Source organism: Clostridium senegalense JC122 (assembly GCF_000285575.1).
GTDB lineage: Bacteria > Bacillota > Clostridia > Clostridiales > Clostridiaceae > Clostridium_J > Clostridium_J senegalense.
This window is the reverse complement of the sequence record NZ_HE611050.1, coordinates 1,251,938-1,265,383: the sequence shown is the minus strand read 5'-3', so window position 1 is coordinate 1,265,383 and position 13,446 is coordinate 1,251,938. Positions and strand designations below refer to the sequence as shown.

Below are 13,446 nucleotides of genomic sequence, written 5' to 3'. Positions count from 1 at the left end.
GTGGAAGAAACTGGACTGCCAGTTTCTTTTGAATTAGAGAGAATGAATTCTGAGTTAAAGAAATAAATCTAACAAGAGCTATATTCAAGATTTACAGCCGTAACAAATTATATAATTGACAAAGGACAAAGGACAATTGACAATGTTAGTTGAAACTGGACTACCAGTTTCTTTTTAATTAAAAGAGAGTAAAATTTGAGTTTGGGAGATAAGACAAACTAGAGCTAGATTCAGGGTGTAGCACCGTAACAAGAAGGACAGGCGTAGCAAAATATAGTTTCCATAAATTATTTTCATAGTGAAATCATAAGGTCATCAATAAAATTTAAATTAATCAAAGCCGGTCCTAAAATAGCAGCTTTGCTGCGTAGATGTTCGGGACCGACTTTGAGTACTATTGGAGAGAAACTAAAATCAACAAAAGCATCTATCTGAAAGTATAGTAAAGTAGCCAATTACGTGTCTGTCCCTCTTGTGATGGATGTGGAACTTGGTGTAGTTGCTTACTTAGTTGAGGTAGTTCTTTGGAAATTGACAATGAACATTTAACATTTGATAATAATGGATGAAACTGGGGTTTAAAAAGTTAAGAGTTAAGGTTGAAACCGGACTGCCAGTTTCTTTTAAATTAGAAGGGGTAAATTCTGAGTTTAGGATATAAAACAAACTAAAGCTAGATTCAAAGTGTAGCACCGTAACAAATGGGACAGGCGCGAATGGTGTATACCCATAAAATAAATAGTAGCTATTCAAATTTAGTTACAATAAGTAAGAAAAGTTAGCCAGTCCCTTATAAATAGTTAAGAGTTAAGAATTAATAGTTAATAGTTCAGGATGAAAGTGGAAAACCACTTTCTTTGAAATAAAGTAGCTCTGCTACGTAGCTGTTCGGGACTGGCTTTGATTTTTTAGTTGAAAAATATAAAACTAGGAGAGCATCACGTGTTAGCGAAGAAAATAAATTTATCGTGCCTGTCCCATTTGTGATGGAGCCAGTACTAGGGTTAATTGTTTGTTTAAAGGTTTCACTAAAACCAAAATAAGGGTACTGGTTCTTTACTCATTTTGTTATGGAAATACAGTAATTGTGGAATCTACAATTTAAACGAATAAAATAGCCGCAAATGAACCTGTCCCACTTGTGATGGCGTAAAAATCTTGGATAATTGCTTGCTTAGGAGTTTTACTTTTGTAGATTTAAAGATACGTTTAGAATTACTAGGAGTAAAGCGAGTAGTAATAACCGCAACTATTAACTATTCACTATTAACTTTTAATTGAAAATATGTAATATTTTTAAAGTTCACAGCCGTAACAAGAAGGACAGGTTCAGTTGGTTGTAGCACGATAAAAAACTTTAGAACTCAATAAAAAGGTTATATAAAATAAATTACTAAGCAAAGAACCAGTACTTGAGCTGCAAAGCAGCATATCAGTTAGGTACTAGTTTTCTGCTTATTTTGTTATGGGAATAGAGCATTTGTGGAATCTACAATTAAGCGAAGAAAATAGTCACAAGTGAACCTGTCCCCTTTGTTATGGGGTAGAAATTTTAGATAATCAATTACTTAGGAATTTTACTTTTGCAGATTAAAAAAAACGTTGAGAATTACTATGAACGAAGTGAGTAGTAATAACTACAATTATTAATTATTAACTCTTAACTGAAAAAGTTCCTCTTGTGATGAATGTAGAATTTGCAGGAAGTGATTACCTAGTTGAAATAGAGAATTTTAGAATATTAAGAATTATGAATTATCGTTAAAAGAATGACTTTTAAATGTTACTTCTATTTAAAAATTATTCATATTTAAAAAATGGAAGTTGTTTTATAAAAATAAACAACTGCAAGAAAAAAATCTAAAAAAATCTAAAAAAATCTAAAATGCAATAAAAGTTACAATATAAGTAATTAAGTGGAAAATAAATACTTAAATAAAAATATAAATTAAATAAAATATTACGAAAATATTGAAAATACCTTTTAAATATTGTACAATAAAAATATAAATTTCGTTAAAATAATATCAAATAATATTAATATGGGTAGAAATTGAGGAGGATGTTTTGATGAACAGATTTACTTTACCAAGAGATATATATTATGGTGAAAATTCACTAGAGGTTTTAAAAACTTTAGAAGGAAAAAAAGCTATAGTTGTTACTGGCGGAAGCTCTATGAGAAAAAATGGATTCTTAGATAAAATTATAAACTTTTTAGAAGAAGCTAAAATAGAAGTTAAACTTTTTGAAGGTGTTGAACCAGACCCATCAATAGAAACAGTTATGAAAGGTGCAGAAATGATGAGAGAATTTGCACCAGAATGGATAGTTGCAGTTGGCGGTGGATCACCTATAGATGCAGCTAAAGCTATGTGGGTATTCTATGAGCACCCAGAATTAACTTTTGATGATATAAAAGATCCATTTACAATCCCAGCATTGAGAAAGAAAGCTAAATTTGTTGCTATACCATCTACTAGCGGAACAGCTACAGAGGTAACAGCATTTTCAGTTATAACTGACTACAAAAAGAAAATAAAATACCCATTAGCAGATTTCAATATAACACCAGATATTGCTATATTAGATACTGAGCTTACTATGACAATGCCTAAAAAATTAGTAGCTCATACAGGAATGGATGCATTAACTCATGCTATAGAAGCATATGTTGCAACTAATAAATCTCATTTCTCTGATCCTTTAGCAATGGAAGCTATAATAATGATAGAAGATAACATATTAAAATCTTATGAGGGAGTAAAAGAAGCAAGAGATGAAATGCATAATGCTCAATGTTTAGCAGGTATGGCATTTTCAAATGCATTACTTGGAATAACTCACTCTATGGCACATAAAACAGGTGCTGTATTCCATATACCACATGGATGTGCTAATGCTATATTCTTACCATATGTAATCCAATTTAATAAAAAAGCATGTGGAGAAAGATATGCTAAAATAGCTAGAACTTTAGGTCTTGCTGGTGGTAATGAAGAAGAATTAATAAACTCTTTAATTGATTGTATAAGACAATTAAATAAAGCAATGGAAATTCCACTAACATTAAAAGAATATGGAGTAGAAAAAGAAGAGTTTGATAAATATATAGACTTTATTTCAGAAAATGCAGTAGTAGATGCTTGTACAGCATCTAACCCAAGAGAAATATCTGTAGATGAAATGAAAAAGATATTTGAATGTACATTTGATGGAGTAGACGTTGAATTTTAATTAAAAAATATAAAAATCACTGATAAACTATCAGTGATTTTTATTATACTTTTATACATTAAATTTTTAATACTTATTTAAGAAAAATAAGTATAATTGAAGTTAGTTAATAGTTTAGGAGGAAACTTCATTAGAGTTTCCTTTAACCTAATAATATAATTTGATTTATAAATTTTTAACTCTTAACTAAATTAAGCTGTTTATTATAAGTAAAATTTAATTTTGAATGCTGAATCTTAAAGATTTAAAAATAATAATTATGATTGAAACTGAATAGTCAAATTTAAGTGTTATAGTAAAATATAATATATATAATAGAAGTAAGTTTAAATTCAAAACTGTATTTTTTTACAAGTGATTTAGAATAAAGTTTAATAAGATTTAATATTACATAATTGAATGTGGTAAAATTCGTTTTAATTTATATATAAATTAAAAGATTCAAATAATATACTTAATTGTTATTGACTATATTAATATAAGATTATAAAATAGTAATTGAGAAGTTAATAAGGTGTGAATGAAGACTGTTGAAGAAAGCTGGTTTTATTAAACATGAAAATGTTTAACATATAAATTAAGAAAAATGAATAGTAATGCTATGGACTATTCAGGTACAGCTCAATAGTTGGACATAAACCTGGAGAGACTACAAGCACGGAAAAAGTGAAAATGTGATTATGTGGCATCGAAGAAGAAACTCGAATTTTCAGCTTTGGGGAAACTTTCAGATAAAAGGACAGGTGTAAATAGCTCTTTATTGTTGTGTCTATTTACAGGGTCCCTTTTTTTTATTTATTATTAGATAAGTGTAGGGAAACAAGCTCCAAGTTTTGTAGTTTATAATTTTAAAAGTCAACTTGGAACTTTATATAAGTTAAAACTTGTTTTAAAACAATTTATATAAATTATAAATTTAATTAGTGAAAAAATAATAAGGTGGACAAACAATATTATTTTGAGTTTGGAGGAAGTGGATATGTACAAAATAGCAGAAAAAAAAGATTTAGCAGAAAATATATTCTTAATGAATATAGAAGCACCAAGAGTTGCTAAATCCGCTAAACCTGGTCAATTTGTAATTATAAGAAATGATGAGAATGGTGAGAGAGTTCCATTAACAGTTTGTGATACAAACACAGACAAAGGAACAGTTACAATAGTTGTACAAACTATAGGATGTTCTACTAAGGATTTAGAAAAGCTTAATGAAGGCGACTATCTTCACGACTTTGTTGGACCATTAGGAATGGAATCAGAATTACTACATGAAGACATAGAAGAACTAAAGAAAAAGAACATACTATTTATATCAGGGGGAGTTGGTTCAGCTCCAGTTTATCCACAAGTAAAATGGTTACATGAGCATGGTGTAAGTGCTGATGTAATAATGGGATTCAAAAATAAAGACATGGTAATCCTAGAAGATCAAATGAAAACTGTTGCAGGTAATGTTTATACTTGTACAGATGATGGATCATATGGATTTAAAGGAATGGTTACTAATCAATTAGAAGAGTTAGTAAATGGTGGTAAAAAATATGATTTAGTTGTGTCAATAGGACCAATGATAATGATGAAATTTGTATGTAAGTTAACAGAAAAATTAAATATACCAACAATAGTAAGCATGAACCCAATAATGGTAGATGGAACTGGAATGTGTGGAGCTTGCAGAATTACTGTTGATGGAAAAACTAGATTTGCTTGTGTTGAAGGACCAGAATTTGATGGACATAAGGTAGATTTTGATGAGGCATTAAAAAGATCTGGAATGTATAAAGCAGAAGAAGCTGAAAAAAGCTGTAGATTAGGAGGTAACAAGTAATGGCAGTAGATAGAATGAAAAGAACTCCAATATCAGAGCAAGATGCAAAAGCAAGAGCTAAAAATTTTAAAGAAGTTTGTTTAGGATATAATGAAGAAGAAGCGGTAAAAGAAGCATCAAGATGCTTAAACTGCAAAAATAAACCATGTGTTAGTAAATGTCCAGTATCAATAGATATACCTTCATTTATACATGAAGTTGCAGAAAAAAACTTTGAAGAAGCTGCAAAAATATTAAATAGATATACTGCACTACCAGCTGTTTGTGGTAGAGTTTGTCCTCAAGAACTACAATGTGAAAGCAAATGTGTACTTGGAATAAAAGGAGAAGCTGTTGCAATTGGTAAGCTTGAAAGATTTGTTGCTGATTGGTCAAGAGAACATGATGTAGATCTTTCAGAAACTAAAGCTAAAAATAGTAAAAAAGTTGCAGTTATAGGTTCAGGCCCTGCTGGAATAACTGCTGCAGGTGAAATGGCTAAAGCTGGTTATGATGTAACTGTATTTGAAGCATTACATGAACCAGGTGGAGTTTTAGTTTATGGAATTCCTGAATTCAGATTACCAAAAGAAACAGTTGTTAAGCATGAAATAAATAACCTAAGAAAATTAGGAGTTAAAATAGAGACAAATGTAATAGTAGGAAAAACTGTTACTATAGATGAATTAATAAGAGACGAAAAATTTGAAGCTATATTTATAGGTTCAGGTGCTGGTCTTCCAAAATTCATGGGAATTAACGGAGAAAACTTAAACGGAGTTGTATCTGCAAATGAATTCTTAACAAGAAACAACTTAATGAAAGCTTTCAAAGAAGATTCACCAACACCAATAAAATCAGGAAAAAGAGTTTGTGTTGTAGGTGGCGGAAACGTTGCTATGGATGCTGCTAGAACAGCATTAAGATTAGGTTCAGAAACTCATATAGTATATAGAAGAAGTGAATCAGAACTTCCAGCAAGAGCTGAAGAAGTACATCACGCTAAAGAAGAAGGCATTATCTTTGACCTTCTAGTTAATCCAGTTGAAATCTTAGGAGATGAAACTGGTTGGGTTAAAGGAATGAAATGCATAAGAATGGAACTTGGAGAAGCTGATGCATCTGGAAGAAGAAGACCAGTAGAAGTGCCAGGTTCAGAATTTGTTATAGATTGTGACACTGTAATAATGTCATTAGGAACATCTCCAAACCCATTAATACCTTCAACAACAGAAGGATTAGACGTAAATAAATGGAAATGTATCGTAGCTGATGAAGAAACAGGAAAAACTTCAAAAGCTAGAGTATACGCTGGTGGAGATGCTGTAACAGGAGCTGCAACAGTTATCCTTGCTATGGAAGCTGGTAAAAAAGCTGCTGCTGCAATGATAAAAGATTTAGAAGAAAACTAAAAAATTTCTTCAACTAAATAAGGTATGGATTCATATCCTCCTAATTTTTAGGAGGATATGAGTTTACATATAAAAAAATTTAAAAAGTTTCATTGTTTAAACATTTATTATTTAATTTTGTTTCAAAAAAAACAGAACTCAATTTGAGTTCTGTTTTTTTTGATATTAAATCCTCTATTAGATTGATTTGCTCTTCTTTAGTTAAATTTAAATACTCTTTATAACCACAATGATAGAAACAACCAGTATAGGATTTATGTTCTTTACCATCTTTTAATCTTAAATCCATAGGACAAGGCTGAATTTTAGGATCTCTTGCTTTTAAGTCACCTGTATTTATAGGATGACTATTAAAATCATCAATAACATCCTTATTGCCCATTTCTTCACATAAACCAACTAAACCGGAACCACTATTTATATTTTCTATTATTTTTTTTAGAGTATATATGTATTCATCATAAGATAAATTTTTATTTTGCAACGCTTTAATCATAAAAAACACCACCGTTTAATAATAATAGTAATATATATATGGAAACAAGCTCCAACTTAAATTTATACATTAAATTTTTGTTATCAATTAAGAAAAATAAATACAGCTGGTCACTATTCACTCTTAACTAAAAAATCTGTTAGTTATTGATAAAATGTTAATTTGAGTTTTCTCATTTGATAAATGAATAAGTTTAAAATTTAATTTGGAACTCTATATTTAAAAAACTTTAATTTTAACAGAGAAAAGTAAAGTATAAATATATGTTTTCATTTAATTTTAAAATTATAACTTTGCAACTATATAAGTTATAATTTTGATTTGGAACCTTATATAATTAAAAAAATATAAAAAACATAAAATACAAAAATATGTAATCACATTATACACAGGTATGTATATAAAATGTTGATAATTTTTTGAAAATTTAAACTAAGCCTGTGGATAAGTCCATAACTAATACACTTTATTAACAAGGATGAAAATTACATATGGAATTAAATGTAGATTTTGTAGATAATTTGAATAAATAAAACTATAAAACACTCAAAATTCTACAAAATACAACTATTATTTTATTATATAACTGTGAATTTATCAAGTAATACACAGGCTATGGGCATAAAATTCAAACTATTCACAATTTATTGTGAATAGTTTCGCTTATTTGTGGATAATTATTGTCAAAAACAAAGTTACTAACAGTTACAAAGTTACATTAATCAACAATGAAAATAAAATTAGGGAAAAATGTAATTGAATTGACTAATTTTAGAAATTTAGTATATAGATTCTTGGCAAAAGATTTATTTTAATAAAATATTATTTATAGCATTTAATGTGTATTTTATATCTTCAACAGTATTAAAGTGTCCAAAGCTAAATCTCACAGTTCCATCTGGAAATGTTCCAAGTGTTTTATGTGCTGATGGGGCACAGTGAAGTCCACTTCTAGTTGAAATTCCATATTCTTTATTTAATCTGTGACAAATAATGCCGTTATCCAATTCTTTGAAATCAAGAGAAACTACAGCAGTTCTATTATCAGTAGAATCGCTACCTAATAATAAATTAGCATCTATATTTTTTATTCCTTCAATAAAAGTTTTTGTAAGTTCTAATTCTTTTTCATAAATAGAATTAACTCCTATTTTATTCAAATACTTTAGTGAAGCATTAAGCCCAAATATACCAGGAATATTTGATGTTCCACTTTCAAATTTGTCAGGCATATATGTAGGTTGTACTTCTAATTCTGATAGACTTCCAGTCCCGCCTTCTATAATTGGTTTAACTAAAGGTACAATATTTTCCTTTATTAAAAAACCTCCAATACCTTGTGGACCTAATAATCCTTTATGTCCAGTAAAACAAAGAACATCTATATTTAAATCCATCATATCTATATTTAAAGTTCCAGCACTTTGAGCAGAATCTACTATAAAAATTAAATTATGTTTTTTACATATAGAACCAATATCTTTTAATGGTAGTACGTAACCACATACATTAGAGGCATGAGTAATCACTACTGCTTTAGTATTATGTGTTATAGCATTTTCAATATCTACAGCATTCAAATAGCCTAAACTATTACATTGAACTTTAGAAAAAGTAACTCCATCATTCTCTAGTGATGAAAGGGGGCGCATTACTGCATTATGTTCCATTGATGAAATAATAATATGGTCTTTATTTTTTAGCATGCCTTTTAATATCATGTTTAAACTATAAGTTATACTAGGTGTAAAAATCACATTTTCACATTTATTAAAGTTAAAAAGGTCACATAATAATTCACGAGTCTCAAAAACAGTATCTTCTGCTTCTAAGGCATCAAAGTAAGCGCCTCTATTTATATTGCAACCTATATTAGTTATATAATTTGAAATTGCATTTGCAACATCAGGAGCTTTAGGAAAAGATGTTGCTCCATTATCTAAGTATATTTTTCTCATAAGAAACCTCCTTATTTATAAAAATAATAGATAGATATTATCTATTAGCCATTTAAATTTAATATATTATGGAATATTTGTTAGAATTAACATGATGTTCAATACATGTAAAATATTATCAAAAAAAGGGGGATGAGTAAACTATGAAAGAAAAAAGAGGAATTATTTTAGGTGGTGCAATAATTGGTATTTTAGGAGTACTTTCAGTTTATTGTGGTAATCCAAAAAACATGGGGATTTGTATTGCATGTTTTATAAGAGATATTTCTGGTGGATTAGGACTACATAAGGCAGAAATAGTACAGTATGTGAGACCAGAAATAATTGGAATGGTACTTGGTGCATTTGGTATAGCTTTAGTTAATAAAGAATTTTCTACTAAGGGAGGTTCTTCGCCATTTCTAAGGTTTATTTTAGGTGCAATGGTTATGATAGGAGCGTTAATGTTCCTTGGATGTCCAACAAGAATGGTACTAAGACTAGCAGGTGGAGATTTTAATGCTATATTTGGAATAATTGGTTTTGCTGTTGGAATTATAGTAGGAATATACTTCTTAAATAGAGGATTTACTTTAAAAAGAAATTATAAGCAAACTAAACTAGAGGGATATGTATTCCCAATAATAAATATAGGACTATTTATTATGTTAGCTGCAGGTTCAAGCTTATTAATATTTTCTAAAGAAGGTCCAGGTTCTCAACATTCACCAATATGGATTGCTTTGGCAGTAGGATTAGTTGTTGGAATTATTTGTCAAAAAACTAGACTTTGTATGGTTGGTGGAATAAGAGATATGATTTTATTTAAAGACTCATACTTATTATTAGGATTTTTAGCTATGTTAATAGCTGCATTTTTAGGAAATCTAGCCTTTGGATTTTTCACTCCAGGATTTGCAAATCAGCCAGTAGCTCATACAGATTGGATTTGGAACTTCTTAGGCATGGTAGTTGCAGGTTGGGGTTCAGTTCTTTTAGGGGGATGCCCAATGAGACAATTAGTTCTTTCTGGTGAAGGTAACGTTGATTCAGTTATAACTGTTTTAGGAATGTTTGTTGGAGCTGCATTTTGCCACAACTTTAAACTTGCATCATCACCAAAAGGACCAACTCCAACTGGACAAATTGCTGTAATATTATGTTTAGTAGCATTAGGTGCAATATCATATTTTAGTATGGCAAAGGATGTTAAAGTTAAATCTGATAAAGATATAAAAGGGGGAGTTTCTGTTGATTAAAGTAGATGCAAGAGGAGTATCTTGTCCTCAACCAGTATTAATGACTAAAAAAGCTTTAGAAGAAAATAAAGATGGAATTGTAGTATTAGTAGACAATACTACAGCGTGTAATAATGTACAAAGATTTATGAAAAATTCAGGATATAATGTTTCAGTAAAAGAAGATAATGAAGAATTTATGATAGAGGCAAAAAAATAAATGAATTACTTAGCAACTTTTTTTTACCCACTCAGGAGCAATAAAATTTAAAAGATATCTAACAAAAAACAATATAGAAAATGAAGCATTACCTGTACCAAGAAAGTTAAGTTCTAATTGTGGAATAGGGGTAAAATTTTTATACGAAAAAAATATAGAAAAAATTTATGATGAAGATATAGAAAAAATTTTCAAAGTAAAAGAAAAAGGTTATGAACTATTTAAAGACTTTGATATCTAAAAAATAAAGCTATTTTAACAATTGTTAAAATAGCTTTGTTTTTGATTAAGGTATACTATATTTTAAATTCATCTACTTTTTTTAGCATATTATTTGTCATTGTTCTTAGTTTTTCAGTAGCTTTTGATACCTCAGTAGTTACTGCACTTGCTTCCTCAGAAGCTGCTGATATTTCTTCAGCTGATGCACAAACTTCTTCAGAAACTGCAGATGTATTTTCTACCATAGTTAAGATACTGTTTTTTCCATCATTAATTTTATCTGATGATTTGCTTACATCATTAACTTTAGGAAGCACTATATTTATGGCCTGAATTATGCTATTGAATACTTCTATAGTTGAATGAATAACTTCAGTTTGATTATTTAATTCATCATCCATTATATCAGTATTTTCTACAATCACTTCAGTTTCTTTAGATATGCCACAAATAATTTTATTTATATCTTCAGCAGAATGTTTACTTTGATCAGCTAGTTGTCTAATTTCATCTGCTACAACGGCAAATCCTTTTCCACTTTCACCAGCACGCGCAGCTTCAATTGCTGCGTTAAGTGCAAGTAAACTAGTTTGATCTGCTATGTTGTTTATTAAATTAGTTATTTCATTAACTTTTTTTACATTTGCACCTAAGGAAGCTATGTCAGTAGAAAAGTTTTTAAAACTTTTACTTATATCATTAACTGAAACATCTAATTGATGCATTTTATCACTACTATTACTAGCTATACTGCTGATATCCTTAGAATTTTCATTTATATCAAATATGGCTTCAACAATTCCTTGAACTTCAGAACCAAAGTTTTTTAAAGTGCTTGCAATTTCTATAAGTTCTTCAGCTTGGTTAGTAGTTCCTTTTGCAATGTCATTAATGGAATAGGCAACATCACTAGAAGAAGCAGCTATGGCCTCAGCTGATGAAAATAATTTGCCAGTTTCCATATCAATTGTTTTAGAATTATCTTTAACACTAGAAATCATAGATTTTATAGATTCTTGCATTGTGTTAATAGAATTTGCAATTCCACCTATTTCAGATTTATTTTTTAAGTATATTTCAGGAATCGGTTTAGTAAAATCACCTTGTCCAATTGTTCCTAAGTGTTTTTCAAAATAAAGTATAGGTTTAGTTATCCTATTTGCTATATTAAAACATAATAGAATAGCAATTATTATAGTTAGGATGACTAGTCCAATTATAATCATTCCTATATGATTAGCGGTTTTTGAAAACTCACTTGTTTCAATTAAATATACATAATTCCAATTTAAGCTACTATTTTTTGATTTATATATACCAACTGAATAGTTTTTACCATCATCCATTTTAGTATCAATTAATTTTGTAGGTAAATTATTAATATCGCTTAAACCGTTGATTTTTAAGTCGTCTAACTTTTTACTTATTAATGAAGTGTCTTTAGGATGGGCTAGAATAGTTCCATTTTTATCAACAGGAACGATATAACCGCTTTCTCCTAATTTTATATTATTTATAAGAGCAGACATATTATTAAGTTTAACATCTATTCCTACAACACCTTTAATTTTACTATTTGCATCTTTTATTGCAGAAATAACAGATACAACAATATCTCCAGCAGAAGTAGTATATACATCTGTAACTGCAACTTCATCTGGATTTGAAAGAGCGGCTTTATACCAATCTCTTGTTCTTGGATCATAGCCTTCCTTTCTAGATGAAGCAGGATATTGTAAATAGCCACCATTTTCAGCCACTCCTATATTAACATTTTCAAACCCTTCATGAGTTTTAGTTATGTTTTCAAATTCCTTATATAGAGTTGCTTCATAAGAATTATTTTTTAAAGGAGTCATTTCAACTAAGCCATTTGTTCCTTTTTTGTCTATGTATGAGGTTATTCTTGAATCTATATTTGCAACTAGTTCAGAATTAGAAAGCATCTTAACATTGTTTTTGACCTCATCAATATACCCATTTAAATATGTATCAACTAAATCTAAGTGATCAGTTGTTGATTTTGTGAAACTAACTTTCGTTTCATCAGATATAATGAAATAAACTATACTATTTACCAAAATCATTAATATCAAAATTAGAAATAAAAACGATGAAATAAGTTTAACTTTTATACTATCTCTTGATAATTTCTTCATATTCATTCACCTACCTAAAATATTATTTAGTATTAATTATCGTTTGAAAAAATCTTTTCTTGATAATTTTAACATAAATACAAGTAAATAAAAATAATTTAAAATACATGACTAAAAGTAAAAAAATAGAATTACATTTATTTTAAAAAGTTAGGAATTAAGAGTTAAGAATTTGGAAGGAAACTGGACTACCAGTTTCTTAGAATTTAGAGGGAGTAAATTCTAGGTTTGTGATATTAAATTAAACAAAGTTAGATTCAGGTTTTACAGCCGTAACAAATAGGACAGGCACGAATGGTTTATACCCATAAAATAGAGAGTAACTTACCATAAGTAAGAAAAGCTAGCCAATCCCTTAAATAGTTAATAGTTAACAGTTAAGAGGTTAGGACGAAAGTGGTAACCACTTTCTTTGAAATTGTTAGGGATTGGCTTTGAATTTTTAGATAGAAGTATTAAAGTTAGAAGAGCATCAAGTGTTAGCGAAGAAAATAAGTTTACCGTGCCTATCCCATTTGTTATAGAGCTATACTTAGAAAAATATCTTACTTAGGAGTTTTACTTTGCTATAGATAAATGCTTAATTAAATTTTTAAAGTCACTATATAAGACTGAACAAAGGTTAGTAACAAAGTGTAGAACCGTAACAAGAAGGACAGGTTCTTTGTTTGTTTTGTTATGGTGATAAAATAAAAAATAAGGATTAAGAACATTATAT

Annotated in this window: 10 protein-coding genes and 1 riboswitch; of the genes, 7 read left to right on the top strand and 3 right to left on the bottom strand. The window is 29.0% G+C overall.

Annotation, left to right across the window (positions count from 1 at the left end; translation table 11 throughout):
* Window positions 1–2,070: 2,070 nt before the first annotated feature.
* From CSGHG_RS06590 to gltA, 3 genes are all read left to right on the top strand, one after another.
* On the top strand, window positions 2,071–3,237 hold the full coding sequence (locus tag CSGHG_RS06590) for an iron-containing alcohol dehydrogenase (protein ID WP_010293618.1): 1,167 nt from the start codon (window positions 2,071–2,073) through the stop codon (window positions 3,235–3,237).
* A gap of 630 nt (window positions 3,238–3,867) precedes the next feature.
* Window positions 3,868–3,990: riboswitch (glycine riboswitch) on the top strand.
* 226 nt (window positions 3,991–4,216) lie between these two features.
* Window positions 4,217–5,065: a sulfide/dihydroorotate dehydrogenase-like FAD/NAD-binding protein gene (locus CSGHG_RS06585; RefSeq protein ID WP_010293617.1), complete on the top strand. Its 849-nt coding sequence runs from the start codon at window positions 4,217–4,219 to the stop codon at window positions 5,063–5,065.
* Window positions 5,065–6,456, top strand: coding sequence for an NADPH-dependent glutamate synthase (gltA, locus tag CSGHG_RS06580; RefSeq protein WP_010293615.1), 1,392 nt, complete (start codon window positions 5,065–5,067; stop codon window positions 6,454–6,456). The genes CSGHG_RS06585 and gltA overlap by 1 nt, the downstream gene beginning before the upstream one ends.
* A gap of 79 nt (window positions 6,457–6,535) precedes the next feature.
* Here gltA and CSGHG_RS06575 read toward each other — a convergent pair whose 3' ends face one another.
* Window positions 6,536–6,952 (bottom strand): hypothetical protein, encoded by a 417-nt coding sequence (locus tag CSGHG_RS06575; protein WP_010293614.1) that lies wholly within the window; start codon window positions 6,950–6,952, stop codon window positions 6,536–6,538.
* An 806-nt stretch (window positions 6,953–7,758) separates the two neighbouring features.
* Entirely contained in the window at window positions 7,759–8,910 is a 1,152-nt protein-coding gene (locus CSGHG_RS06570) for an aminotransferase class V-fold PLP-dependent enzyme (RefSeq protein ID WP_010293611.1), read from the bottom strand.
* Window positions 8,911–9,053: 143 nt separating this feature from the next.
* Here CSGHG_RS06570 and yedE point away from each other — a divergent pair, with 143 nt between their 5' ends.
* Genes yedE through CSGHG_RS22560 form a run of 3 tightly spaced genes read left to right on the top strand, consistent with a single transcriptional unit; the run spans window position 9,054 to window position 10,588 of the window.
* The gene (gene yedE, locus CSGHG_RS06565) at window positions 9,054–10,148 is read left to right on the top strand and encodes a YedE family putative selenium transporter (protein WP_010293610.1); all 1,095 of its coding nucleotides are present in this window, start codon (window positions 9,054–9,056) and stop codon (window positions 10,146–10,148) included.
* The gene (locus tag CSGHG_RS06560) at window positions 10,141–10,347 is read left to right on the top strand and encodes a sulfurtransferase TusA family protein (RefSeq protein ID WP_010293608.1); all 207 of its coding nucleotides are present in this window, start codon (window positions 10,141–10,143) and stop codon (window positions 10,345–10,347) included. Before yedE ends, CSGHG_RS06560 begins: the two co-directional genes overlap by 8 nt.
* Window positions 10,348–10,387: 40 nt before the next feature.
* Window positions 10,388–10,588: a putative Se/S carrier-like protein gene (locus tag CSGHG_RS22560; protein WP_081496271.1), complete on the top strand. Its 201-nt coding sequence runs from the start codon at window positions 10,388–10,390 to the stop codon at window positions 10,586–10,588.
* A gap of 55 nt (window positions 10,589–10,643) precedes the next feature.
* On the opposite strand, the gene CSGHG_RS06555 is transcribed toward CSGHG_RS22560, so the two are convergent.
* A complete protein-coding gene (locus CSGHG_RS06555; protein ID WP_010293606.1) occupies window positions 10,644–12,728 on the bottom strand; it encodes a methyl-accepting chemotaxis protein in 2,085 nt (694 codons plus the stop codon).
* 412 nt (window positions 12,729–13,140) lie between these two features.
* Here CSGHG_RS06555 and CSGHG_RS23095 point away from each other — a divergent pair, with 412 nt between their 5' ends.
* A complete protein-coding gene (locus CSGHG_RS23095) occupies window positions 13,141–13,281 on the top strand; it encodes a hypothetical protein (RefSeq protein WP_155844737.1) in 141 nt (46 codons plus the stop codon).
* The last annotated feature ends 165 nt before the right edge of the window (window positions 13,282–13,446 follow it).